The sequence below is a fragment of the Bradyrhizobium sp. AZCC 2262 genome (assembly GCF_036924535.1).
In the GTDB taxonomy this organism is placed as follows: domain Bacteria; phylum Pseudomonadota; class Alphaproteobacteria; order Rhizobiales; family Xanthobacteraceae; genus Bradyrhizobium.
Map to the genome: position 1 here is coordinate 8,453,602 of NZ_JAZHRT010000001.1, position 23,388 is coordinate 8,476,989.

Genomic DNA, 23,388 nt, shown 5'->3' on the forward strand with positions numbered 1-23,388 from the left:
CCTTTGACCTTCCGCGCCGCAACCCGAACGCGATGCGCCAGCCGTTTCCGAGGAGGGCATGGTCAATAAAGTTTAAAGACCGGGTCGGGGCCTAATTAGGGCCGAATCAAGTGATCCGATGAAATAAAGCGCCTTTAAGGCGGCCGGGCCGGTCCCCGTTTAGGGCAGGACAAGCGGGCCAATCAGCCGAGCTTGCGGCCGATATCGAGGAATTTCTGCCGCCGCTGCCGGCGGATGCCGGCCGCGTCCAGATTGCGGAGGTCGTTGAAGGCCTCGGCGATCGCGTCACCGGTGGCCGAGATCATGGCGGCGGAATCGCGGTGGGCGCCGCCGGAGGGCTCTTTCAGGATCTCGTCGATCACGCCGAATCGCAGCATGTCCTGGGCGGTGATCTTCATGCCGTTGGCGACTTCCTGGGCCTTGGTGCCGTCGCGCCACAGGATCGAGGAGGCCGCCTCCGGCGAGATCACGCTGTAGATCGCGTGCTCGAACATCAGCACCTTGTTGGCGGTGGTGATGGCGATGGCGCCGCCCGACATGCCCTCGCCGGTGATGATCGCGACATTGGGGACGCCGAGCGAGAGGCAAGTATCGGTCGAGCGTGCGATCGCTTCCGCCACGCCGCGCTCCTCGGCGCCGATGCCGGGATAGGCGCCGGCGGAATCGACGAGCGACAGCACCGGAATGCCAAAGCGGTCTGCCATCTCCATCAGCCGCACCGCCTTGCGATAGCCCTCGGGGCGCGCCATGCCGAAATTATGCTTGATACGGCCGTCGGTGGTGGCGCCCTTTTCCTGGCCGACCACGCAGATGCTCTCGCCGCGGAATCGGCCGAAGCCGCCCACCAGCGCCTCGTCCTCGGCGAATTTGCGGTCGCCGGCCATCGGCGTGAATTCCGTCATCAGCGCGCCGACGAAATCGGTGAAATGCGGGCGCTGCGGATGGCGCGCCACCAGGGTCTTCTGCCACGGCGTCAAATTGGCGTAGAGGTCGTCCAGCGCCTGCTGCGCCTTGTCCTCTATGCGCGCGATCTCGTCGCCGATGTCGCTGCCGGACGCTGCCAGCGCGCGCAGTTCATCGACCTTGGCCTCGAGCTCGGCGACGGGTTTTTCAAAGTCGAGATAGCTGCGCATCTGATCCGGCATCGAAACAATATAGGTAACAACGTGCTTTGAGGCGAAGCGGTTTCGATTCGCTTAAGGAAAGCACGCATCTTCAATGATTTAGCGTGCATCTCGGCCCGGATGACCCGGTTTGCCGAAGGCGCGCCAAACAAGGCCACAGGCGGGAGACGGCTGTTTCGGGGGAGACGCCGCGGAAGTCAAGGCTGCAGGCGCATCTTCGGGGAGGGATGGACGGAAGGATGCGTTCGTCGCAGGCCGGGACAAGCCGGTCAATCCTCGATCTTTTCGTGGGCGTCAGCGTGCCCGCGCTTCCAATAGCCCGCTGCTTTGGTCCATTGCCGCGGGTGCCCGAGGTCCTCGATGATATAGTTTCGCACGCTGCGCGCGACGGACACTTCAGCGGCGATCCAAACGAAGCCTTCGCCGTTTGGCAGTGCGTAATCGGCAAGCACCGTGCGCAGCAGCGACGCATCGTCCGGCGACCCGTTTCGCGCAATCCAGCGCGGCGTCCAGGTCGCCTTGGTCCGGAAGTCCAGGATTTCATCAGCTTCCATCAAGACGAAGGTGGTCACCGGCACGTCGGCGCGAAGCTCTTCCACGCGACGTCCGATCGCCGGAAGCGCAGTTTCGTCGCCGATCAACAGATACCAGTCGAAATCATCGGGCACGACAGTGGAGCCCCTTGGACCGCCGATTTCCAGCGTGTCGCCAATCTGTGCCGATGTCGCCCAGTGCGTCGCAGGACCGCTCTCGTGGAGTGCGAAGTCGATGATCAGTGTTCCCTGGCTTCTATCGAACCGGCGCGGCGTAAAATCGCGCATGCAGCTTTCCCGTCCGTCGGCATCTCCGCCGACGGCAGGAAAGAACAGCTTGACGTGATCGTCATGCGAGGCGCTGGCGAAATCGTGCAGGTCGGGTGAGGTGAAGCCGAAGCGCAGCATGCGCGGCGTCAACAGCTCGGTGGAGGATACGGTCAACACCCGTCGACGAAGTTCGTGGCGGACGCGGGCGGTCGTGTGACGCTGCAGACCCATGTTACAGACGCTCGATCTTTCGCGCCGCCTCATCGATCAGCTCCACCGCTTCATGCATCCGCTCCTTGTCGAGGCCTTCGCCGAGCCGGCTCAACAGCACGCTGCGCAGATTATGCATCGCGCGGCGGATCGGAACGGCGTCGGTGCGCTGGCGCATCGCAGCAAGCGCATCCAGCCGCGCCAGCATCGCGGCGACCTCCGCGGCGTGCTCCGCGAGGTGGGCGGTGCCTTCCGGCGTGACCGCAAACAGCTTTCGCGCACCCTCGGCCAGTTGCTCGTCGATCAGCCCCATTTCGCTCAACATCGTCAGCGTCGGATAGACGATGCCTGGGCTCGGCGCATAGGCGCCGCCGGTTCGTTCCTCGATGGCGCGAATCAGGTCGTAGCCGTGGCGGGGCTTGTCGGCGATCAGTTTGAGCAGCACGAGGCGCAGTTCGCCCCCGTCGAACATTCGCCGCCGTCCGCCGCCGCGTCCGAAGCCCTGGTCGTCTTCGCTCCAGCCTCTCCCTCCTTCACCGCGGCCGAACCTGCCGCCGCGCGGTGATGCGTGATGGCCGCCCAAGCCGCGGCCGTGGCGGCCCTCGCGCATCGCGTGTCTGAATCCAAACATGTTTTCTTCCTTTTGGTTAGTTATGATCTGTCTAAGATATATCATAATGATTGGCGAGCAAGTAGAAAGATAGGTCATAGATTTGAAAAGATATATCTTATATGGACGGCCGCTCTGACACTTGCCCCTGCATTTAGATCTTTTCCGCCAGCGGATGCAGGTCGCGCACCAGGCTTTTGAGCCGCTCCTCGACCACATGGGTATAGATCTGCGTGGTGGAGATGTCGGTATGGCCGAGCAGCGTCTGCACGATGCGCAGGTCGGCGCCGTTATGCAGCAGGTGGCTGGCGAAGGCGTGGCGCAGCACATGTGGGGAGACCAGCCGCGGCGCGAGGCCCGATGCCGCCGCCAGTTCCTTCAGGTCGCGCGCAAAATGCTGCCGCGTCAGATGGCCGCTCTCACCGAAGGAGGGAAACAGCCATTTCGAGCTGGGTGCGCCTTTCTTGTTCTCGGGCTTGAGCGCTTCCATCGCGGCGAGATAGCCGGCCATCGCCTGCCGTGACGCTTCGTTGAGCGGCACCAGCCGTTCCTTGTTGCCCTTGCCGCGCACCACGATCATGCGGGCGTCGCGCCGCGAGGCCGACAGCGGCAGCGTCACCAGCTCCGAGACGCGCAGGCCGGTGGCGTAAAGCACCTCCAGCAGGCAATACAGCCGCATCGCGCGCAGCCGCTGCTGTGGCGAAGCGTTCTCGGCCTCGGTCAATTCCTTGGCCCGCGTCAGCATGCGGTCGACGTCCGCTATCGACAGCACCTTCGGCAAGCCCCGGCCACGCTTCGGGCCGGACAGGATCGCCGCCGGATCGTCGCTGCGGATGCGCTCGTTCAGGAGAAAGCGGAACAGATGCCGCATCGCCGACAGCCGGCGCGCCACGCTGGAGGATTTGAAGCCTCTGACATCGAGGTCGGCGAGGTAGTCCCGCAGTGCATCCGTTCCGGCGCCGGCAAAGTTTTGGCCCTGGCGGCCGAGAAATTCGGAAAAATCCGTGAGGTCGCGGCGATAGGCGTCGAGCGTGTTGTCGCCAGCCCCCTGTTCCGCCGCGAGCATGTCGAGGAACAGGTTGATCAGCTTCTCGTCTTTGGCCGTCTTGCTGGAACGCATTGCCCCCGACATCCCGTAGGCGAGATGCCGCTCCCCGAGTTCGTCTCTCACACAAATCAGACGATAGCGGCTATTTCTTGAGGAACTTGTCTGCGGGGATGGTGACCGTCATTTCCCGGGGCTTTGGGGTGACGAAGTTCGCCAGCGAAAAAATCACGCCATAGATCATCCCGGCAATGATGCCGACGACCGTCAGAAAGCGGAACAAACTGGGCATAGGGGGCTCAGGGCGGCGAATTAACCAATGAAATCATCCATCATGTTCCCATCCCCGTGGCAAGAGTCTCTGGCGGGGGCATCGATGGGGGTAGTATAGGTGTCGCAGCCGCGGGCAAATCCCGCAAAACCGCAGAGTTTTTGATGTCCGAGACCGCCGTACCGGCACAAGCCAATAGCCCCCAGGAGGCCGATATCACGTCGGCTCTGGGAAGGCGTTCGGTCGTGCTGGTCGGCATGATGGGCGCCGGCAAGTCCACCATCGGCCGGCGGCTTGCGGCGCGGCTGCGCCTGCCGTTCCTCGACGCCGATATCGAGATCGAGGCGGCGGCAGGGATGTCGATCCCGGACATTTTCGAAACCCATGGCGAGCCGCATTTCCGGGACGGCGAGGCGCGGGTGATCGCGCGGCTGCTCGACAGCGGCCCGGCCGTAATCGCCACCGGCGGCGGCGCCTTCATGCGTGAGGAGACCCGCAACCGCATCCGCGACAAGGCGGTCTCGATCTGGCTCAAGGCGGATGTCGACGTGATCATGAAGCGGGTCAAGCGCCGCGCCGACCGTCCGCTGCTGCAGACCGAGGATCCGGTTGCGACCGTCAGCCGCCTGCTCGAAGCGCGCGAACCGGTCTACCAGACCGCCGACCTGACGATCGGTTCGCGCGATGTGCCGCACGACCGCGTCGTCGACGAATGTATCGATGCCCTGCGCGCCCGGCTAGGCGCCGTCGCGCCTTCTGCCCAGCCGACAACCGACGGGATCAGCGTTACGCCATGACTGCGCCACTGAAGCATTCCGCCGAAATCACCGTCGACGTCGCGCTTGGCGAGCGCGCCTACGACATCGTCATCGGCCGTGGCGTGCTGGCCTCGCTCGGCGCGCGCGTCGCCGCGTTGCGGCCGGGCGTGCGCACCGCCATCGTCACCGACCGCACTGTGGCCAAGCACTGGCTGGAGCAAACAGAGCGTTCGCTTACCGAGGCCGGCATCCAGACGTCCCGCGTCATCGTCGAGGAAGGCGAAGTATCGAAGACCTATGCCGGTCTCGAAAAGGTCTCCGAGGCGCTGATCGCGGCCAGGATCGAACGCAACGATCTGGTGATTGCGCTCGGCGGCGGCGTGGTCGGCGATCTTGCCGGCTTTGCGGCGGCGATCCTGCGCCGTGGCGTCGATTTCGTGCAGGTGCCGACCTCGCTTCTGGCGCAAGTCGATTCCTCGGTCGGCGGCAAGACCGGCATCAACTCGCCGCAGGGCAAGAACCTGATCGGCGCGTTTCATCAGCCGGTGCTGGTGATCGCCGATACTTCCGTGCTCGACACCCTGTCGCCGCGCCAGTTCCGCGCCGGCTATGCCGAAGTCGCCAAATATGGCGTGCTCGGCGATGAAGCCTTTTTCACCTGGCTGGAAGCCAACCACGCCGACATCTTCTCCGGCGGCGCGGCACGCGAGCACGCGATTGCCACCTCCTGCCGCGCCAAGGCCGCGATCGTCTCCCGCGACGAGCGTGAGAACGGCGAGCGCGCGCTGCTCAATCTCGGCCACACGTTCGGCCATGCGCTGGAGGCCGCGACCGGCTTTTCCGATCGCCTGTTCCATGGCGAAGGCGTCTCCGTCGGCATGGTGCTGGCCGCGGAATTTTCCGCCAAGCTCGGCATGATCCCGCAAAGCGATGCCGCCCGTGTCGAACGCCATCTTGCTTCCGTCGGCCTGCCGACCCATTTGCAGGACATCGCGGGCTTCGCCCAGGAGGGGTTGGCGGATGCCGACGCCCTGATGGCGCTGATGGCGCAGGACAAGAAGGTCAAGCGCGGCAAGCTCACATTCATCCTGCTGCAGGCGATTGGCCGCGCGGTGGTCGCAAACGACGTCGAGCCGGCGCTGGTGCGCGATTTCCTGCAACAGAAGTTGTCGGGATGAGAACGGGATTGTCGGGACGCCGTGTGGGCCAAGCGTCGCGCGGGGCCGGGGCCGTCACGAGGCATAGATGAGTTCGACCGCGTCCAATCTGCTGCTCGCGCTCCTGCTGCTCGCCGCCAACGCGTTCTACGTGGCCGCCGAGTTCGCGCTGGTGAAGAGCCGCGGCTTTCGCATCAGGGCGATGGTCGAGCAGGACCGGTTCGGCGCGCGCCTGCTGCACGGCATGATGGGCAATATCGAGGCCTATCTCGCCTGCTGCCAACTCGGCATCACCATGGCCTCGCTCGGCCTCGGCTGGGTCGGCGAACCCACGGTTTCGGCGCTGCTCGAACCGTTGCTGATCCCGCTCGGCATGTCGCAACGCACCCTGCACTTTGTGTCGTTCATGGCGGGCTTTCTGGTGTTCTCCTCGCTGCACATTGTCATCGGCGAGCAGGTGCCGAAGACACTCGCGATCCGCCAGCCGATGCCGGTCTCGCAATGGATCGCCTATCCGCTCCATTTGTCCTATCTGGTGTTCTATCCGCTGAACTGGCTGCTCAACACCGCATCCCGCGGGATATTGCGCATGCTCGGCGTCAAGGAATCCTCACAGCACGAAATTCTCACTGACTCCGAGATCGAAGGGCTGGTGGAAGAATCGGCCGTGCATGGCGGCATCGAGAGCGGCGAGGCAGAGTATATCCACAACGTCTTCCGTTTCGGCGACCTCGCCGTCTCCGACGTCATGGTCCACCGCACCGCGATGGTGCTGATCAACGCCGATCTGCCGCCGGACGAACTGGTGCGCGAGGTGCTGGCGACCGAATACACCCGCATCCCGCTGTGGCGCGACAAGCCGGAAAACATCATCGGCGTGCTGCACGCCAAGGATTTGCTGCGCGCGATCCGGGCCTCCGACGGCGATACCTCGCGGATCAACGTCTCGGCGATCATGCTGCCGCCGTGGTTCGTGCCGGAGATGCGGCCTCTGTCCGAACAGTTGAAGGCGTTCCGCCGCCGCAAGACCCATTTTGCGCTCGTCGTTGATGAATACGGCGAAGTCGAGGGCATGGTGACGCTGGAAGACATTCTGGAAGAAATCGTCGGCGACATTTCCGATGAGCACGACGTCGTCGTGGCCGGCGTCCGCGCCCAGAGCGACGGCTCCGTGGTGGTGGACGGTTCGGTGCCGATCCGCGATCTCAACCGCGCGATGAACTGGCATCTGCCGGACGAGGAGGCGACGACGGTCGCAGGCCTCGTGATCCACGAAGCGCGCTCGATCCCCGAGCGCGGCCAGAGTTTTACTTTCCACGGCTTCCGCTTCCGCGTGCTGCGGCGTGAGCGCAACCGCATCACGGCGCTCAAGATCGCGCCGGTGCCGCGCGAAGCTGAGGGCGAGGATCCGAAGCCGAAGCGGGCGGGGACGGCGTTCTGAGCGTATCTCCAACACGAAGGACTGCTGCACTCACTCCGTCATCCTGAGAGCTTGTGACGCTTTTGGCCGCTGCGGAGCTTTGGAGCGAGGTGGCGGCTGCTCGTCGCGGCAAATGGCGGTTTTGGGGTTTGAGTTTGTCGATGAGCTCTCGTTTATGCACTGCAGAGGCGGTTGCCTTGCAGGATGTTGTTGGTGAGGGCGTACCAGAGCACGACGGCGCGGACCTTTTCGATGCCGCGCACGGTTAATTGCCGCAGGTCCCAGTTGCGCCAGCGGGCATGGATGCACTCGCAAATCGAACGGGGCTTGTACCGGGCCTTGCCCGCTTCGCTCGCCATTCGCGCGCGCCAGGCCAGTACCCCCGGGCCGTCGCCGCGCCGCGGCAGGTACGGATCGGTGCCGTGCTTGGATTGAGTGGGCGGACAAAAGACCTCGACGCCCTCGGCATGCGCCCATTCGATGTCCTCCGCGCTGCCAAAGCCGCCATCGACGAGATGGTCTTTGGGCAGACCGCCAGGGCGCGTGCGCTGCCGCTCCAGCATGGGACGCATCAGGCCGCGGTCGGACCCGGTGTTGCAAATCCTGGTGTCAACGACGATCTGCTGGCCGGCCGCACTCGTTACCTGCACGTTGTAAGCTGGGCGGAAGCCGCCGTCGGCCATCTTCATGACCCGTGCATCGGCGTCCGTCGTGGATGCGCGCGGCTCCTTCGGCTTCTTGCCATTGCCGCGCTTTTCTTCGCGCTCCTTGCGCTGCTGCTTGATCTCGGCCAGCGCCGTCTGCGCCGCTTTCACGCGCGCGCGGCGCTCCCGCGCGGCTCGCTCCTTGGCCGCCCGGGTGCGCTGATTGCTGGCGTCCGAGCGTGTATCGACCTCGCGCTTGAGATCTTCCACCGCTGCCTCAGCCTGTGCCAGGTGCCGGTCGAGTGTCGCCTCGCGCCGGAACGAGGCGGCTCCCGCGCTGGCCCGGACCCGCACCCCATCCTGCGCCAGCGTCTCCAGATTGACGAGGCCAGCCTTCGCCAGCGCCGCCAGATGCTCGCTGAGCAGCCGGTCCAGCAGATCGGCGCAACCGACCCGGAAGTCCGCCAGCATGTGATAGTTCACCGACACGCCACCGCACAGCCAACGATAGGCATCGTGGCTCTCGCACAGCCGTTCCAAGGCGCGTGCGCTGCCAACGCCCTCGCTGGTGGCATAGAGCCACAGCGCCAGCAAAAGCCGCGGCGATGTCGCGGGGTGACCGGGGCGGTCGCCCCTGGCTTTGATCCGGTTCTCCAGTTCACTCAGATCAAGCTCTTCGACATAAGACCAGATCAGGCGCACCGGATGGTCTTCCCCGATCAGGCTCTCGATATCCACCGCGCGCAACGCGATCTGGTCGCGTTGCGGTTCACGCAGCCGCGGCGCGCCGAGCGGCGCCGCTTCGGCTTGCGGCTTCGCCTGCTCCGGCAGGTCTCCAAACAATTCATCGGCAGCCATCATCGCCTCCCGCGAATCCATATCGCCAGAGAATCACACTGCATTAGCTATCGGCTAGACTGGCTTGCCCGACGTCAAAAAAATCACACTCTCTGAGGAGCGCGAAGCGCGTCTCGAAGGACGACGGCCCGTGGCCCTTCCATCCTTCGAGGCTCGCTCCGCTCGCACCTCAGGATGACGGGGTCTTGGACTATTCGATGTCGATGCTGATGCCGCTGAGCTTCCACTGGCCGTCGGAGGGAATGAACCCGAGCTGGTACTTCACCTTTTTGGGCGTCGTGTCGAAATGGCCTTTGAGGCGCAGCACGCCTTTGTCGTCGACCTTCGCATCTTCATCCGCAATGACCGGGTTTGCGACGATCGCATCGAACACGGCGTGCTTCTCGACCAGGTCCTTGAAGACGGCCCGCAGCTTGTCGGGCGGAAACTGATCGCGGAACGGCTTTGAAATCTTGGCGTGGAGCACCGTGAAATTATCCGATGCCACCGCGTCGTTGAGCGTCACCAAAATGCTCTTGATCAGCACTTCCTGGACAAAGGGGCTCGGCATATCAAGCGCGTGCCCCCTGATTGGGGGGACCGCAACCAGCAGCGCCACGGCGGCGGCCCATCGGAAGCGTGCCCAATATCGCATCGGACGACCCCATCGACCTGCGACGGCCTCGGGGTCAGCCCGACCCCGCGTCCGAACGGAACCTGATCCACGGCTTCGGTGATTGTCTCACAGTTGCGAAACCGGTTCTACCGTCTCTGCCGATCTTCACAGGAAGCTGGCGGACAGCCTCTACTACCGCCCGGCGGTTTCTCCCGGCGCCTGCGCCTTGATGGCGAGCGCATGGACGGAGCCCTTGAGTTCCGCTGCAAGCGCCGCATTTACCATGCGATGGCGTTCAACCCGGCTCTTCCCTTCGAAGGCCGGAGACACGATATAGACCCTGAAATGCGTCTCGCCGCCCGGCCGGTGACCCGCATGGCCTTCATGCAGATGCGATTCGTCCGCGACGTCGAGGCTTTCCGGCAAGAAAGCTTCACGCAACTTGTTTATGATAATGTCCCTGGTGCTCATGATGACGGCAGATAATTCCGTGTCCGCTTTTCGTCAATGGCGTATCCGAAGCGAGGTATTCGCAATGTCAAGACTTGAAGCCTGAGGGATTGCGTAGTCAAAGTTAGCCATGGCAATTGATTCATCCAAATTCTTCGACTCCATTCGCATCAAGCCCAACAAGCTGAGCGCGAAGCAGCAGGCGCAGGCGCGCGAGGAAGCCGCCATGTGCGAGTGGGCGGGCTGCCAGAACAAGGGCCCGCACCGCGCGCCCAAGGGCCGCGAGAATTCGCGCGAGTATTTTCACTTCTGTCTCAATCACGTCCGCGAGTACAACCAGAACTACAATTTCTTCCAGGGCATGAATGCCGACGCCGTCGCGCGCTACCAGAAGGATGCGCTGACCGGCCATCGCCCGACCTGGAAGATGGGCGCCAACACCGCCGGCAAGAAGGGCAAGCAGGCCGCCGAGGATTTCGACGGCGCCTCAGATCCCTTCAGCATGTTCTCCGAGCTCAACGGCCGCGGCCGCTGGCGGCCCGGACCGGGCGCCGAGGCCAAGGCCGAAACGCGCAAGGTGATGAACGCCGAACGCAAGGCGCTGCAGGTGATGGGCCTCACCGCCGAAGCCACCCTCGAGGAGGTCAAGGCGAAGTACAAGGCGCTGGTCAAGCAGCACCATCCCGACGCCAACGGCGGCGACCGCTCCACCGAGGATCGCTTGATCGAGATCATCAAGGCGTATAATTATCTCAAGACCGTGGTGCGCGGCGCGTAGCGCCTGGCATTAATCTCGCGTCGTCCCTGCGAACGCAGGGACCCATCCGCCGCGCCCTCTCGGATTTGTAACGGCTGGTCGACGGCTTTCGCGCAATAACAAACGCCTGTGGTTCTGGGTCCCTGCGTTCGCAGGGACGACAGCGGAGATGATGGCTCCGCTGTTGCCTTCCACACACTTTTCCGCTCGCTCACCCCGGCATTGGCCCGATATACGCCGAACTCGGCCGGATCAACCTGCCACCGCGCTGCTGCTCGCGGGCGTGCGCGGTCCAGCCGGCGGCGCGTGCCACGGCAAAGATCGGCGTAAACGCCTGCCGCGGGATTTTCAGCGCGTCGAGCAGGATCGCGGTGAAGAATTCCACATTGGTGTCGAGCGGGCGCTCCGGATTCTTCCGCCGCAGCGCGGCGCGGATGTAGGCCTCGACCTCGCCGGCGAAGGGCAGGTCGGCGCCTTCGCCGGCAAGCCGCTCGATCGCACCCTTCAGCACATCGGCACGCGGATCGCGGACGCGATAGACGCGGTGGCCGAATCCCATCAGCCGCTCGCCGCGGGCCAGCGCACTGTCGACCCACGGCTGGATGCGCTCGCTGGAGCCGATCGCGTCGAGCATTTCCAGTACGGGTTCAGGTGCCCCGCCATGTAGCGGGCCGGTCAGCGCGCAATAGCCGGCAGTGACGGCAGCGAACAAGTCCGCCTGCGTCGAGGCCACCACCCGTGTCGTGAACGTCGAAGCGTTCATGCCGTGGTCGCACACGGTGACAAAATAGGCGTCCAGCGCCGCTACCTCGCGCGCGTTGGGCTTGCGGCCGAGCATCATTGATAGCGTGTCGGCGGCATGGCTGAGGGTTGCATCGGGTGCGATCGGATCGTTCCCCTTGGCGCGCTGCACCAGCGCGCCGGCAATGACCGGAAATGCGCCAACGATGGTGGCCTCGTGTGCAAGGCCGGCCTCCGCGCGGAGCCCCGCGACTGCCGCGCGAAATCCGTCGACGATCGATAGGCCGCGCGTGATGCCAAGCAGGTCCGGCAGCCGGGCAAACGCCCGTTCGCGTCCCGCCCCGAGCGCGGCCCGCACCGCGGCTTCGCCGACCGGCTGGCCGGTTCCGCCGCTCCAGAGCCGGGCGGTCACGCCCTCAAAACCGGTCTTGCGGGCGAGGTCGCCGACCCGTTCGCCGGCGATGATCAGTTCGCCGCGCTCGCCGTCGACATGGCTGAGCACGGTTTCGGCGGCCGGAATACCGTCCAGGCCGATCGGGGTCTTCGAAAGCTGCATATTCATGATGGCTCTCCTTTGCCTGCTGCCAAAGGTCGGGCCTCTCGACAGATTGATCAATCTTGATTATGTAAATCAATATGAAAAAATCCGCCGGCCTTTACCTCTCGGCCCGCGAGGCCTCCGCCGAACTCGCGATCTCGCAGGCGACGCTCTACGCCTATGTCAGCCGCGGGCTGATCCGCTCGGAGCCGTCGCAGGATTCGCGCAGCCACCGCTACCGGGCGGAGGACGTCCGCACGCTGAAGGAGCGGCGCACGCCGGCGCCCGAACCACGCGGCATGCGCAGTTTCGACGCCGATCTTCCCGTGATGGATTCGGCGGTCGGAACGATTACCGAGGACGGCGCGATCTATCGCGGCGTCAACTGCATCGATCTTGCCGAGCGCGACACGCTCGAACATGCCGCGACCTTGTTGTGGGATGTCACCGGCGCCGATCCGTTCGAACAGGACAATTGCCCCGTCGTGTCGGACGAAATGCGCGCCGTGGCCGACGCTGCGCGCGGCGCCAATGCGATCGATCGCGCCATCGCCGTGCTGGCGCTGGCGGCCAGCGCCGACCCGCGGGCATATACACGGGCGCCCGAAGGCCGCGCCATGCTCGGCGGCCGCATCGTGCGGCTGGTGGTCGCGACCATGCTGAACGCCAAATCCTCGGCAAAACCACTTCATTTGCAGATCGCGCGGGTGTGGGCGCCTGAAAACAAGCACGCCGCCGATTTGATTCGCCGCGCGCTGGTGCTGCTGGCGGATCACGAGCTGAACGCCTCAACCTTCACCGTGCGCTGCGCGGCCTCGACCGGATTAAATCTCTACGACGCCATCATCGCCGGTCTCGTCGCATTGAAGGGTCCGAAGCACGGCGGTGCCGGCGTATTGGCGGCGCAGCTTCTGAAGACACTCGCCCACGGCGAGGTTGCCCCTATCATCCGCGAGCGCGTCGCGCTCGGCGAGCGCTTCGCGGGCTTTGGCCATGGGGTCTACAAGCACGGCGATCCCCGCGCACGGGCGCTGCTGGAAGCGCTGGCGCGCTCCGGGGCTGACCGCAAACTGACCCATGAAATCCCGGACCGTATCGCGGAGGCGACCGGCGAGTTCGTCAATATCGATTATGCCCTTGCGGTGCTGGTGCACACGCTCGGCCTGCCGCCAGGCCATGAACTGGTGCTGTTTTCCATGGCGCGCACCGTGGGGTGGATCGCGCATGCCTGCGAGCAATTGCAGCATGGCCGACTGATCCGGCCCCGCGCGCGCTATGTCGGTCCTGCACCGGGGCGGGGGCCCGGCAGGGCCTGATCTGACGAGGGCTTTCCTGTCCGGCGGCGGCGCAGCGTCCAGACACCGAGCGCAATGATCGCCGTCGCGAACACGGCCAGCATCCACAGATGTTTGCCGGTGCCCTGGTGATGCGGAAAGCCGGCATAGTGGTGCAGTGCCGAGACCGCGAACACGCCCGGCAGCACATGGGCCAAAGCCCACGCAATCACCGCCGCAACGTTGACGCCGTAGAACCGGACCGGCGGCATTCCGAGCGCGCCCGCCGTCACCGGCACGAAGGCGCGGATCGGCGGCACAAAGCGTGCGAAAAATACCGCCAGCGTTCCCCAGCGGTGGAAGAACGCCTCGCTCTGCGCCATGACGCCCGGATATCTCGACATCGGCCAGGCGCCCAGAATTTCGCGTTGCGAGCGATGGCCAGCCCAGAACGCCGAGCCGTCGCCGAGCATGGCGCCGGTGATCGCTGCCGCCAGCACGCCCCACAGCTTCAGTTCGCCACCCGGCACCAGCGCACTCAGGGCAAGGATGATGGTCGAGCCCGGCACCAGCGCTCCCACCACCGGGATCGCCTCCAGCAGGGCCGCAAGAAATAGCGTCAGGTAGGCCAGCCAGACATGCTCTGAGACGAACGCGATCAGGGAATCGAGGAATGAGGTCACAGAGTTCCTGCTTCGGTGTGCGGCTGGCTCGAATTCCAGCTAACAGCTCCGGATCGGTCTTGAAAGGGTCCGCCCTGGTCCCGAGATCGGGTCGGAAGGCCGGCTGGAAGGCAAAAGTGCGTCGTGATTCGCAGGGCAGCCCTCCAAAAACCTGATACACGCCCTATCTCAATGATAAGGCAACGGAACTTTGATTGTGCCGCGGGCTTCTGCCGGCCGTTGCTCTCTGCTAGGTTCGTCCTAGCACCCATCCGCAGCCATTCAACAAATCTGGTTTCGGTAACGCCCGGGACCTCGGAGGATTGATGACGACCGCCGCCATGACCAAAGTCCAGGAGCCCGTCGGTTTGCCCGATATGAAGGTGTCGGTCCGGCAGGTTTTCGGTATCGACACAGATCTCGAAGTGCCGGCCTATTCCGAAGTCGACCCACATGTCCCGGAAGTCGATTCCGATTACCGCTTCGATCGCGCCACCACGCTCGCCGTGCTCGCCGGCTTCGCCCATAACCGCCGCGTCATGGTCACCGGCTATCACGGCACCGGCAAATCGACCCATATCGAGCAGGTCGCGGCACGGCTGAACTGGCCGTGCGTGCGCGTCAACCTCGACAGCCACATCAGCCGTATCGATCTGGTCGGCAAGGACTCGATCGTGGTCAAGGAAGGCAAGCAGGTCACGGAATTCCGCGACGGCATCCTGCCCTGGGCGCTGCAGCACAACATCGCGCTGGTGTTCGACGAGTATGACGCCGGCCGTCCCGACGTGATGTTCGTGATCCAGCGCGTGCTGGAAGTCTCTGGCCGGCTGACGCTGCTCGACCAGAACAAGGTGATCAAGCCGCACCCGGCGTTCCGCCTGTTCTCGACCGCCAACACGGTTGGCCTCGGCGATACCTCGGGCCTCTATCACGGCACCCAGCAGATCAACCAGGGCCAGATGGACCGCTGGTCGATCGTCACCACGCTGAACTATCTGGCGCATGATGAGGAAGTCGAGATCGTGCTGGCGAAGGCGCATCACTATCGCACGACCGAGGGCCGCGACATCGTCAACAAGATGGTGCGCCTTGCCGATCTCACCCGCAACGCGTTCGCCAACGGCGATTTGTCGACGGTGATGAGCCCGCGCACCGTGATCACCTGGGCCGAGAACGCCGATATCTTCTCCGACATCGGCTTCGCGTTCCGCGTCACCTTCCTCAACAAGTGCGACGAACTGGAGCGGCCGCTGGTGGCCGAATTCTATCAGCGCTGCTTCAACCAGGAACTGCCCGAGAGTTCGGTGAACGTGGCGCTCAGCTAGCCAATGCCGAAAATTTCCGTCGAGCGCACCATTGGAAAGACCAAGAAGGCGGTGCTCGGCGGATTGATCGGTTACAACACCGAAAAGATGGGGAAGCAGAAATACAAGCGCTTCGCCATCTCACTGCGCGAGGGCGACAAGATCGTCGGCGGAATTGTCGGCGAAGTCTGGACCACGGTTCTGTTTATCCAGCTTTTCTGGATGGAGCAGAAGCTTCGCGGCAAGGACTACGGAACGAGACTGATAAAGGCGATTGAGGACGAAGCGAGACGGTTTGGAGCCACGCGGTCCTATCTCGACACGATGAGTTTTCAGGCGCCGGGTTTCTACCGCGGTTGCGGTTATGAGGAATTCGGTTCGATCGAAGGCTATCCCGGCGGCGTCACGCGGCACTGGTTTACGAAAGCGCTATGAGCACATCCAACTCCAAATTCCGCACCGGATCCAAGGAAGCCCCGACCGAGCCGTTCAAGCGCGCGGTGACCTCGTGCCTGCGCGCGATCGCCAAGGCCCCGGAACTGGAAGTGACGTTCGCGGCCGAACGTCCCGGCCTCGCGCCGGGCAAGGCGCGGCTGCCGGAGCCCGCCCGCAAGATGACCAAGCGGGATGCCGCGATCGTGCGCGGCCACGCCGATTCGATCGCGCTCAAGCTCGCCTGTCACGATCCCAAGGTGCACCGCAAGCTGATGCCGGGCAATCCACAGGCGCGCGGCGTGTTCGAAGCGGTCGAGCAGGCCCGGGTCGAGGCCATCGGCTCGCGGCGGATGGCGGGTGTCGCGAAGAATCTCACCGCGATGCTCGACGATCATTTTCATCGCGGCAAGTATGACGAGATCACCGACCGTGCCGACGCGCCGCTGTCGGATGCGCTGGCGATGCTGGTGCGCGAGCGGTTGACTGGTATGGCGCCGCCTGCGGCCGCGAAGAAGATGGTCGATCTCTGGCGGCCGGTGCTCGAAGACAAGATCGGGACCCGGCTCGACAAGCTCAGCCGCGTCACCGAGGATCAGGCGAAGTTCGGCGATCTCGTGCATGACCTGCTGTCGGCGCTCGATCTCGGCGACGAGCGCGATGCGGACGCCGACGACGATGAGAACGACGAGAATCAGGACGGCGAGAACGATCAGTCCGGCGCCGAGGGCTCGCCCGATTCCGACGCCGCGCAGGAAATGAGCGCCGATCAGGCGCAGGCCTCCACCGACGAAATGTCGGAGAGCGCGATGGAGAGCGCGCAGGCCTCCACATCAGACACGTTCGACGACGGCGAACTCGGCGACGACGAGACGCCGGGCGAGGCGACGCGGCCGAACACGCGCGGCGCCAACGAGCCGCGCGGGCCGGAATATCATGCGTTCGCGCCGAAGTTCGACGAGGTGATCGCGGCGGAGGATCTCTGCGACCATGACGAGTTGGAACGGCTGCGCTCCTATCTCGACAAGCAACTCGCGCATCTGCAGGGCATCGTCGCGCGGCTCGCCAATCGGTTGCAGCGCCGCCTGATGGCGCAGCAGAACCGCGCCTGGGAGTTCGACCTCGAGGAAGGCATTCTCGATCCGGCGCGGCTGTCGCGCGTGGTCACCGATCCCTATCACCCGCTGTCCTTCATGCATGAGAAGGAAGCGACCTTCCGCGACACCGTGGTGACGCTGCTCTTGGACAATTCCGGCTCGATGCGCGGACGCCCGATTACGGTGGCGGCGACCTGTGCTGACATTCTTGCGCGCACGCTGGAGCGCTGCGGCGTCAAGGTCGAGATTCTGGGCTTCACGACGCGCGCCTGGAAGGGCGGGCAGTCGCGCGAGGCGTGGCTCGCTGCCGGCAAGCCGGCCAATCCCGGCCGGCTCAACGACCTCCGCCACATCATCTACAAATCCGCCGACGCCCCGTGGCGTCGTGCGCGGAAAAATCTCGGGCTGATGATGCGCGAGGGGCTGTTGAAGGAAAACATCGACGGCGAGGCGCTGGACTGGGCGCACAAGCGGCTGCTTGGCCGGGCCGAACAGCGCAAGATCCTGATGATGATTTCGGACGGCGCGCCGGTGGACGATTCCACGCTGTCGGTCAATCCCGGCAATTACCTCGAGCGGCATCTGCGCCACATCATCGAGGAGATTGAGACCCGCTCGCCGGTCGAACTGATCGCGATCGGCATCGGTCATGACGTCACGCGCTACTATCGCCGCGCGGTCACCATCGTCGATGCCGAGGAACTCGGCGGCGCCATCACCGAAAAACTCGCCGAACTGTTCAGCGAGACCCAAGGCGCCGCGCCCACTTCGGGCCACCACCGCCCGCGCCGTTTGCATTCGTGAGAGCATGCGCCCGCGCATAGGCCGCCGCCGGCTTTTGAAATATGCAGCGGCGGGGCTTTCGATGACGGGTATGCCCGTCATCGCGGCTGCGCAGACGGCGGTTCAGCGGCCGCCGAAGCCGGCCGTTCCCGACGAATTCTCGGTCACGACGCCGGTCTCGATTGAGGTCAATGCCCGGCCGCTGCCCTCGTTCGATACCCGCGACCGGTCGCGTGTGCGGTTTGGCGAGCTCGAATATCGCAGCGGGCTCATCCTGACCTCGCGGTTTCGCGGCTTCGGCGGCTTGTCGGGCCTCCGCCTTGATGCAAAGGGCGAGCGCTTCATCGCGATCAGCGACAAGGGCGGCTGGTTCACCGGGCGCATCGTCTACAAGGGCCGCGAGATGACCGGGCTCGACGATGTCGAGGCCTCGCCGATACTCGGTCCCGACGGCAAGCCGATTACCTCGCGCGGCTGGTTCGACACCGAGGCGCTCGCGCTCGACGGCTCGCTGGCCTATGTCGGCCTCGAACGCGTCAACCACGTGCTGCGCTTCGATTTCGCCAAGGGGTTTACCCGCGCGCTCGGCGAAGTCGTGCCGCTGCCGCCGGCGGCGCGCAAGCTGCCCTACAACAAGGGCATCGAGGCGCTGGTGGTGGTGCCGAAGAGCCTGCCTTTGGCGGGAACGCTGATCGCGATCTCCGAACGCGGCCTCGATGCGCAGGGCAACATCATTGGCTTCCTGATCGGCGGCAGATCGCCCGGGCAGTTTTCGATCCGCCGCACCGACAATTTCGATATCAGCGATGCGGTGCTGCTGCCGTCCGGCAGCCTGTTGCTGCTGGAACGCAAATTCTCCTGGCTCGGCGGGGTCGGTATCCGCATCCGCCGCGTCGCGCTCGCCTCCCTGGCCCCCGGCGCTGTGATCGACGGGCCTTCGATCTTCGAGGCCGATCTCGGCAACGAGATCGACAACATGGAAGGCATCGACGCCCACGTCACACCGGAGGGCGATACGGTGCTGACGCTGGTCTCCGACGACAATTTTTCGCTGATCCAGCGCAATCTGCTGCTGCAATTCACGCTGGTGGAGTGACGGGCGAATAGCGGAACGGTTCTTGCAGCGCTCCGGGTAACCAAACCGGAGTTTTCGATGTACAAGTCCCTGCGCGTTTTCTGCGCCCTTTCCAGCCTTTTCGCGGCATCCACCGCGCATGCCGAAAACTGGCCGGCCCGCCTGATCAAGGCGACCATTCCGTTCGGCGCGGGCAGCGCGGCTGATGTCGTGCCGCGGCTGGTGTTCGAACGTCTGGGGGCCGAACTCGGCCAGTCGATCGTGGTCGAAAATCGCGCCGGCGCCGGCGGGGCGCTCGGTTCGGCGCTGGTCGCGAAAGCCGAGCCCGATGGCTACAGCATTCTCGCCCAGTCGTCGGCGCTGGCGATTGCGCCGGCTATTTTCCCAAGCGCGACCTTCGACGCCACCCGGGATCTCGCCTCGGTGCTGATGATCGGATCCAGCGCCAACGTGATGATCGTGCCGAATGCGCGGCCCTGGAAGACCATCCAGGATTTCATCGCGGACGCCAAAGCCAAACCCGGCTCGATCTCTTTCGGCTCGGTCGGCATTGGCAGCGCCGTGCATATCAGCACCGAAAAATTCCGCTTTGCCGCCGGTATCGAGGCCACGCATGTGCCGTACCGCGCAGGCCCGGAAGTGATCGCCGACATCATCGGCGGGCGGATCGACCTGTATTTCTGCCCGCTCGCGACCGCGCTGCCCCTGATCCGCGACGGCCAGGTGCGCGCGCTGGTGGTCTCGACGGCAAAACGCGTACCCGATCTGCCCGACGTGCCGACGCCGCTCGAGATCGGATTGAAAGATGCCGACAGCGTGATCTGGTTCGGCGTGTTCGTGCCGGCAAAGACGCCGCGCGACATTGTCGAAAAGCTGCATGCGGCCGGCGACAAGGTGCTGACCGATCCGGCGATGCAGGCGAGCCTGAAAAAGCTCGGCATCGAGCCGATGCCGATGAAGCCGGCCGAGATGGACGACCTCGTCAAGCGCGAGACGGCGGCCAATTTCGAGCTGATCAAGGCCGCCGGAATCAAGCCCTAGCACATCAAGCCGTAGGGGGAGGGTTGCAATCCCGGCGGGTTGAGGCGCGCCGAGCGGCTCGCTAGATGTTGCAGGTCGCTTTCCCTCCGGTCCGGATCCCCTCCCATGAGCGCTTTGTTTACCCCGATCAAGCTGCGCGGCCTCACGCTTGCCAACCGCATCATGGTGGCGCCGATGTGCCAGTACTCGTCCGTCAATGGCGAGGCCAATGACTGGCACTTCACCCACATCAATTCGCTGGCGCTGTCGGGGGCCGCGATCTTCTGCATCGAGGCGACCGCAGTGGAGGCGATCGGCCGCATCACGCCGGGCTGCCTCGGTCTCTACAACGATGCGACCGAAGCCGCGCTGAAGCCCATTCTTGCCTCGGTGCGCAAGCGCTCGAAGGCCGCCGTGATGATCCAGCTCGCGCATGCCGGCCGCAAGGCGTCGAGCCATACGCCCTGGGACGGCGGGCAACTGATCCCCGTCGCCGAAGGTGGCTGGCGGCCGGAGGGGCCTTCGGCGATCCCGCACAAGGAAGGCGAGACGCCGCCGCTGGCGTTCGACGCCGCGGGCCTTAAGCGGGTGCGCGACGCTTTCGTGGCGGGTGCGAAGCGCGCCGAGCGGCTCGGCATCGACGCTATCGAAGTACACTCGGCGCACGGCTATCTCCTGCATCAGTTCCTGTCGCCGGTCGCCAACCGGCGCACCGATCAATATGGCGGTAGCTTGCAGAATCGCATGCGCTTTCCGCTCGAAGTGTTCGACGCGGTGCGCGCGGCGTTCCCGCACGAGAAGCCGGTGGGATTGCGCGTGTCCTGCACCGACTGGGTCGAGGGCGGCTGGGATCTGGCGCAGACGATTGAATTCGCACAGGCCTTGAAAGGCCGCGGCGTCGACTGGATCGACGCGTCCTCGGGCGGCGTCTCGCCCTTGCAGAAGATTCCGCTTGGCCCCGGCTACCAGGTGCCGTTCGCGCAGGCGATCCGCGAGGCGACTGGCCTTCCTACCATCGCCGTCGGCCTGATCACGGAAGCCAGGCAGGCTGAGGAGATCATAGCCTCCGGCAAGGCCGACATGGTCGCGCTGGCGCGCGCCATGCTCTACGACCCGCGCTGGGGCTGGCACGCAGCGGCCGAACTCGGCGGCGAAGTTTCCGCCCCGCCGCAATATTGGCGCTCGCAGCCGTCGACGCAGAAGGCGCTGTTCGGCGCCACCACGTTCGGGACAAGGTAGCGGCATACGCCGCGCTTCTTCCTTGGTGCGCGCGTCACTCCGCCGCGCGAACCTCTGCCCATCTGTTTCGTCATATCTCAGCCACACGCGTCGCGTGCTATGCTCTCGCTTGCGCGCGACAGACGCGTTTTGAAAAAATGAACAGCGAGAGGACACCCCATGGAGATCGGATATTTCACGATGCCGTCTCATCCGCCGGAGTGCGGGTTGAAGGAGGGTCACGACTGGGACCTGCAGACGCTGCGCTGGCTCGATGAGCTCGGCTATCAGGAAGCCTGGATCGGCGAGCACCACACCGCGCCCTGGGAACCGCATCCTTCGCCCGATCTCATTCTTGCGCAGGCGTTTTTGCAGACCAAGAATATCCGTCTCGGCCCCGGCGGCTTCCTGCTGCCCTATCACCACCCGGCCGAACTCGCCAACCGCGTCGCTGTTCTCGATCACCTCTCCGAGGGACGGCTGAATTTCGGCGTCGCCGCAAGCGGCCTGCCGAGCGACTGGGCGATGTTCAACGTCGACGGCATGTCCGGCCAGAACCGCGACATGACGCGGGAGGCGCTGGAGATCATTTTGAAGATGTGGACCGAGGACGCGCCGTGGAACTACAAGGGCAAGTTCTGGACGGTGAACAAGCCCGACACCATGTTCGATTTTCTCAAGCCCCACATCAAGCCGTTGCAGGCGCCGCATCCGCCGATCGGCGTCGCCGGTCTCTCCAAGGGCTCGGACACGCTCAAGCTCGCGGGCGAGCGCGGCTACATTCCGATGAGCCTCAACCTCAATCCCGCTTACGTAGGCAGCCACTGGGAATCGGTCGAGATTGGTGCGGCGAAAACCGGACGCAAGCCGAAGCGCAGCGACTGGCGGCTGGTGCGCGAGGTCTTTATCGCCGACACCGACGAGGAGGCGTGGCGGCTGTCGGTCGGCGACATGATGGGCCGGATGATGGGTGAATATTTCCTGCCGCTGCTCGGCCATTTCGGCTTCAAGGATTATCTCAAGGCCACGCCCGACGTCGCCGACTCCGACGTCACGGTCGAATATTGCGCCCGCAACAACTGGATCGTCGGTTCGCCCGCGACCGTCACCGAGAAGATCGAAAAAATCTATCACGAGGTCGGCGGCTTCGGCACGCTGCTGGTGTTCGGTTTCGACTACAAGCACAAGCCCGAGGCATGGCACAATTCGCTGCGCCTGTTGAAGCAGGAAGTGATGCCGCGGCTGAAGCATCTCGACGCGGGCCTCACCCGCGCGGCGTGACGTCGCGATACGCGGTTCGTAGCCCGCATGAGCGGAGCGACATGCGGGGGCTCGGGCACCGGTCCCGGATGTCGCTTCGCTCATCCGGGCTACGGTTTCGCAATGACGGCAATCAATTCGGCTTCGGCGGCGCGTCGGCGGCGCGGACTTGCCAGAATTTCAGCAGGCGGCGGGCGTTTTCGACCGTCAGCTTGGCGTATTGCTCTCTGGCCTTTTCGAGTTCATGGCGGCCCAGGCTGCCGGAGGCGAAGCGGCTGTCGAGCACGGCGGCGACCGTTTCCCAATTCAAGCCGGCGACGCGGCAGGGGATCAGCACGCCGTCGTCGCGCAGGCTCTGCATGACGGGGCGGATCACCTCGATGGTCGAGCCGGACAGTTCGGCAAGTGCAGCGACCGTCTCGGCGTATTTCCGCTCTTTCGCGAAAACCAGTAGCGCCGGCTCGCTGAGCTTGCCGTGCTTGGCAAGGGCTGCGACGAAGCGGCGGGCCGCGGTGAAATCGCGCGTGCGCGACATTTCGCGGTTGGCGCCGGCGGCGGCGACGGCGATCGCGTTCCTGATTTCCTCGAACAGATGCGGCGGCGCGCGCGACAACAGCCGCGTGCGCACGACCTCGGTGGCGCTGCGCAACAATTGCTGGCGCTGGTCGGCCGGCAGGTCGACGCGAATGCCGGTCTCGATGGCAAGCTCCGGATCGCTCTCCGCCTGCTTCAGCACGACGGCATAGCCGCTCGCCGACATCCGCGCGCCGGGGTTGGTGACAAGCCGCCGGCTGACGGAAGGATAATGCCGCTTCAGCAGCGCGTCGGTGACGATTTCGGTCAGCCACCAGCGCCCGGAGATCGCCAGCAGATGCTGCTCGCCCTTGGTTTGCGCGAGCTCGACGAGATCCTCGGCCGTAAGCCGCGACGATTCGGTCAGCACCGGGCGGGCGATCGAAATCTCGTCATTATGCGCCAGGCGGCGGACCACGGCCGCGGGCGCCTGCTTGATGGAGGCGAACTGCGTGCTCATTTCGGCGAGCGCGATGCGCGCGGCGACATCGGCCAGCGCGCGCAGCTCGATGGTCCTGATCAGCCGTTCCAGCACGTCGCCGAACAGCTCGATCTGTTCGCCGGAATAGCCGTCGGCGGACACGAGAAACAGGTCGGTGACCTGCTTCAGCGTATCCAGATGTTTTTCGGTCGAGCCGGCCTTGATGGCGGCCTCGACTTCATCGGCGATCGATCGTTCCAACATCGCTCGTCCTGAGCGTTTCAAGCC

At 64.7% G+C, this 23,388-nt stretch carries 23 protein-coding genes; 12 read left to right on the forward strand and 11 right to left on the reverse strand.

Features of this window, described 5'->3' with window-relative positions; genetic code table 11:
- Window positions 1-182: 182 nt before the first annotated feature.
- From V1283_RS39665 to V1283_RS39685, 5 genes are all read right to left on the reverse strand, one after another.
- Window positions 183-1,145, reverse strand: a complete 963-nt coding sequence (locus tag V1283_RS39665; protein WP_334392001.1) for an acetyl-CoA carboxylase carboxyltransferase subunit alpha — start codon at window positions 1,143-1,145, stop codon at window positions 183-185.
- A gap of 248 nt (window positions 1,146-1,393) precedes the next feature.
- Window positions 1,394-2,158 (reverse strand): siderophore-interacting protein, encoded by a 765-nt coding sequence (locus V1283_RS39670; protein WP_334392002.1) that lies wholly within the window; start codon window positions 2,156-2,158, stop codon window positions 1,394-1,396.
- Between the two features lies 1 nt (window position 2,159).
- Window positions 2,160-2,768, reverse strand: coding sequence for a PadR family transcriptional regulator (locus V1283_RS39675; RefSeq protein ID WP_334392003.1), 609 nt, complete (start codon window positions 2,766-2,768; stop codon window positions 2,160-2,162).
- A gap of 133 nt (window positions 2,769-2,901) precedes the next feature.
- Window positions 2,902-3,867 carry a site-specific tyrosine recombinase XerD gene (gene xerD, locus V1283_RS39680; protein WP_334392004.1) on the reverse strand — a complete coding sequence of 322 codons (966 nt, stop codon included), beginning with the start codon at window positions 3,865-3,867 and terminating at the stop codon, window positions 2,902-2,904.
- A gap of 70 nt (window positions 3,868-3,937) precedes the next feature.
- Complete coding sequence (locus V1283_RS39685) at window positions 3,938-4,084, reverse strand: histidine kinase (RefSeq protein ID WP_334392005.1); 147 nt, start codon at window positions 4,082-4,084, stop codon at window positions 3,938-3,940.
- A gap of 143 nt (window positions 4,085-4,227) precedes the next feature.
- Here V1283_RS39685 and V1283_RS39690 point away from each other — a divergent pair, with 143 nt between their 5' ends.
- From V1283_RS39690 to V1283_RS39700, 3 genes are all read left to right on the forward strand, one after another.
- Window positions 4,228-4,860, forward strand: coding sequence for a shikimate kinase (locus V1283_RS39690; RefSeq protein WP_334392006.1), 633 nt, complete (start codon window positions 4,228-4,230; stop codon window positions 4,858-4,860).
- Window positions 4,857-5,999 (forward strand): 3-dehydroquinate synthase, encoded by a 1,143-nt coding sequence (aroB, locus tag V1283_RS39695; protein ID WP_334392007.1) that lies wholly within the window; start codon window positions 4,857-4,859, stop codon window positions 5,997-5,999. The genes V1283_RS39690 and aroB overlap by 4 nt, the downstream gene beginning before the upstream one ends.
- 67 nt (window positions 6,000-6,066) lie before the next feature.
- Complete coding sequence (locus V1283_RS39700) at window positions 6,067-7,419, forward strand: hemolysin family protein (RefSeq protein ID WP_334392008.1); 1,353 nt, start codon at window positions 6,067-6,069, stop codon at window positions 7,417-7,419.
- Between the two features lie 152 nt (window positions 7,420-7,571).
- Here the strand turns inward: V1283_RS39700 and V1283_RS39705 are convergent, their stop codons facing one another.
- From V1283_RS39705 to V1283_RS39715, 3 genes are all read right to left on the reverse strand, one after another.
- Window positions 7,572-8,903, reverse strand: a complete 1,332-nt coding sequence (locus V1283_RS39705) for an IS1182 family transposase (RefSeq protein ID WP_334392009.1) — start codon at window positions 8,901-8,903, stop codon at window positions 7,572-7,574.
- Between the two features lie 187 nt (window positions 8,904-9,090).
- Window positions 9,091-9,534, reverse strand: a complete 444-nt coding sequence (locus V1283_RS39710; RefSeq protein WP_334392010.1) for a hypothetical protein — start codon at window positions 9,532-9,534, stop codon at window positions 9,091-9,093.
- 153 nt (window positions 9,535-9,687) lie between these two features.
- Entirely contained in the window at window positions 9,688-9,966 is a 279-nt protein-coding gene (locus tag V1283_RS39715; RefSeq protein ID WP_334392011.1) for a BolA family protein, read from the reverse strand.
- A 109-nt stretch (window positions 9,967-10,075) separates the two neighbouring features.
- Between V1283_RS39715 and V1283_RS39720 the strand changes: the two genes are divergently transcribed.
- A complete protein-coding gene (locus V1283_RS39720; protein ID WP_108512466.1) occupies window positions 10,076-10,723 on the forward strand; it encodes a J domain-containing protein in 648 nt (215 codons plus the stop codon).
- Between the two features lie 190 nt (window positions 10,724-10,913).
- Here the strand turns inward: V1283_RS39720 and V1283_RS39725 are convergent, their stop codons facing one another.
- Window positions 10,914-12,005 (reverse strand): citrate synthase/methylcitrate synthase, encoded by a 1,092-nt coding sequence (locus V1283_RS39725; protein WP_334392012.1) that lies wholly within the window; start codon window positions 12,003-12,005, stop codon window positions 10,914-10,916.
- 74 nt (window positions 12,006-12,079) lie between these two features.
- Here V1283_RS39725 and V1283_RS39730 point away from each other — a divergent pair, with 74 nt between their 5' ends.
- Window positions 12,080-13,297: a citrate synthase family protein gene (locus V1283_RS39730; protein WP_334392013.1), complete on the forward strand. Its 1,218-nt coding sequence runs from the start codon at window positions 12,080-12,082 to the stop codon at window positions 13,295-13,297.
- Here the strand turns inward: V1283_RS39730 and V1283_RS39735 are convergent.
- On the reverse strand, window positions 13,255-13,938 hold the full coding sequence (locus tag V1283_RS39735; RefSeq protein WP_334392014.1) for a DedA family protein: 684 nt from the start codon (window positions 13,936-13,938) through the stop codon (window positions 13,255-13,257). The two genes, V1283_RS39730 and V1283_RS39735, sit on opposite strands and share 43 nt — an antisense overlap.
- A gap of 305 nt (window positions 13,939-14,243) precedes the next feature.
- Here V1283_RS39735 and cobS point away from each other — a divergent pair, with 305 nt between their 5' ends.
- From cobS to V1283_RS39770, 7 genes are all read left to right on the forward strand, one after another.
- Complete coding sequence (gene cobS, locus V1283_RS39740) at window positions 14,244-15,242, forward strand: cobaltochelatase subunit CobS (protein ID WP_334392015.1); 999 nt, start codon at window positions 14,244-14,246, stop codon at window positions 15,240-15,242.
- A gap of 3 nt (window positions 15,243-15,245) precedes the next feature.
- Window positions 15,246-15,656: a GNAT family N-acetyltransferase gene (locus tag V1283_RS39745; protein ID WP_334392016.1), complete on the forward strand. Its 411-nt coding sequence runs from the start codon at window positions 15,246-15,248 to the stop codon at window positions 15,654-15,656.
- Window positions 15,653-17,554, forward strand: a complete 1,902-nt coding sequence (gene cobT / locus V1283_RS39750) for a cobaltochelatase subunit CobT (protein WP_334392017.1) — start codon at window positions 15,653-15,655, stop codon at window positions 17,552-17,554. The genes V1283_RS39745 and cobT overlap by 4 nt, the downstream gene beginning before the upstream one ends.
- 61 nt (window positions 17,555-17,615) lie before the next feature.
- On the forward strand, window positions 17,616-18,629 hold the full coding sequence (locus V1283_RS39755; protein ID WP_442895817.1) for an esterase-like activity of phytase family protein: 1,014 nt from the start codon (window positions 17,616-17,618) through the stop codon (window positions 18,627-18,629).
- Between the two features lie 57 nt (window positions 18,630-18,686).
- A complete protein-coding gene (locus V1283_RS39760; protein ID WP_334392019.1) occupies window positions 18,687-19,649 on the forward strand; it encodes a Bug family tripartite tricarboxylate transporter substrate binding protein in 963 nt (320 codons plus the stop codon).
- A gap of 105 nt (window positions 19,650-19,754) precedes the next feature.
- Complete coding sequence (locus V1283_RS39765) at window positions 19,755-20,867, forward strand: NADH:flavin oxidoreductase/NADH oxidase (RefSeq protein WP_334392020.1); 1,113 nt, start codon at window positions 19,755-19,757, stop codon at window positions 20,865-20,867.
- A gap of 159 nt (window positions 20,868-21,026) precedes the next feature.
- Window positions 21,027-22,127, forward strand: a complete 1,101-nt coding sequence (locus V1283_RS39770; RefSeq protein WP_334392021.1) for an LLM class flavin-dependent oxidoreductase — start codon at window positions 21,027-21,029, stop codon at window positions 22,125-22,127.
- 112 nt (window positions 22,128-22,239) lie between these two features.
- Here the strand turns inward: V1283_RS39770 and V1283_RS39775 are convergent, their stop codons facing one another.
- Window positions 22,240-23,364, reverse strand: coding sequence for a DUF2336 domain-containing protein (locus V1283_RS39775; RefSeq protein WP_334392022.1), 1,125 nt, complete (start codon window positions 23,362-23,364; stop codon window positions 22,240-22,242).
- Window positions 23,365-23,388 lie beyond the last annotated feature (24 nt).

Bases quoted from the DNA above. Each gene is read 5' to 3' on its own strand.
- V1283_RS39665 (WP_334392001.1), bottom strand. From the start codon at position 1,145: ATGCCGGATCAGATGCGCAGCTATCTCGACTTTGAAAAACCCGTCGCC.
- V1283_RS39670 (WP_334392002.1), bottom strand. From the start codon at position 2,158: ATGGGTCTGCAGCGTCACACGACCGCCCGCGTCCGCCACGAACTTCGT.
- V1283_RS39675 (WP_334392003.1), bottom strand. From the start codon at position 2,768: ATGTTTGGATTCAGACACGCGATGCGCGAGGGCCGCCACGGCCGCGGC.
- xerD (WP_334392004.1), bottom strand. From the start codon at position 3,867: ATGCGTTCCAGCAAGACGGCCAAAGACGAGAAGCTGATCAACCTGTTC.
- V1283_RS39685 (WP_334392005.1), bottom strand. From the start codon at position 4,084: ATGCCCAGTTTGTTCCGCTTTCTGACGGTCGTCGGCATCATTGCCGGG.
- V1283_RS39690 (WP_334392006.1), top strand. From the start codon at position 4,228: ATGTCCGAGACCGCCGTACCGGCACAAGCCAATAGCCCCCAGGAGGCC.
- aroB (WP_334392007.1), top strand. From the start codon at position 4,857: ATGACTGCGCCACTGAAGCATTCCGCCGAAATCACCGTCGACGTCGCG.
- V1283_RS39700 (WP_334392008.1), top strand. From the start codon at position 6,067: ATGAGTTCGACCGCGTCCAATCTGCTGCTCGCGCTCCTGCTGCTCGCC.
- V1283_RS39705 (WP_334392009.1), bottom strand. From the start codon at position 8,903: ATGATGGCTGCCGATGAATTGTTTGGAGACCTGCCGGAGCAGGCGAAG.
- V1283_RS39710 (WP_334392010.1), bottom strand. From the start codon at position 9,534: ATGCGATATTGGGCACGCTTCCGATGGGCCGCCGCCGTGGCGCTGCTG.
- V1283_RS39715 (WP_334392011.1), bottom strand. From the start codon at position 9,966: ATGAGCACCAGGGACATTATCATAAACAAGTTGCGTGAAGCTTTCTTG.
- V1283_RS39720 (WP_108512466.1), top strand. From the start codon at position 10,076: ATGGCAATTGATTCATCCAAATTCTTCGACTCCATTCGCATCAAGCCC.
- V1283_RS39725 (WP_334392012.1), bottom strand. From the start codon at position 12,005: ATGAATATGCAGCTTTCGAAGACCCCGATCGGCCTGGACGGTATTCCG.
- V1283_RS39730 (WP_334392013.1), top strand. From the start codon at position 12,080: ATGAAAAAATCCGCCGGCCTTTACCTCTCGGCCCGCGAGGCCTCCGCC.
- cobS (WP_334392015.1), top strand. From the start codon at position 14,244: ATGACGACCGCCGCCATGACCAAAGTCCAGGAGCCCGTCGGTTTGCCC.
- V1283_RS39745 (WP_334392016.1), top strand. From the start codon at position 15,246: ATGCCGAAAATTTCCGTCGAGCGCACCATTGGAAAGACCAAGAAGGCG.
- cobT (WP_334392017.1), top strand. From the start codon at position 15,653: ATGAGCACATCCAACTCCAAATTCCGCACCGGATCCAAGGAAGCCCCG.
- V1283_RS39755 (WP_442895817.1), top strand. From the start codon at position 17,616: ATGACGGGTATGCCCGTCATCGCGGCTGCGCAGACGGCGGTTCAGCGG.
- V1283_RS39760 (WP_334392019.1), top strand. From the start codon at position 18,687: ATGTACAAGTCCCTGCGCGTTTTCTGCGCCCTTTCCAGCCTTTTCGCG.
- V1283_RS39765 (WP_334392020.1), top strand. From the start codon at position 19,755: ATGAGCGCTTTGTTTACCCCGATCAAGCTGCGCGGCCTCACGCTTGCC.
- V1283_RS39770 (WP_334392021.1), top strand. From the start codon at position 21,027: ATGGAGATCGGATATTTCACGATGCCGTCTCATCCGCCGGAGTGCGGG.
- V1283_RS39775 (WP_334392022.1), bottom strand. From the start codon at position 23,364: ATGTTGGAACGATCGATCGCCGATGAAGTCGAGGCCGCCATCAAGGCC.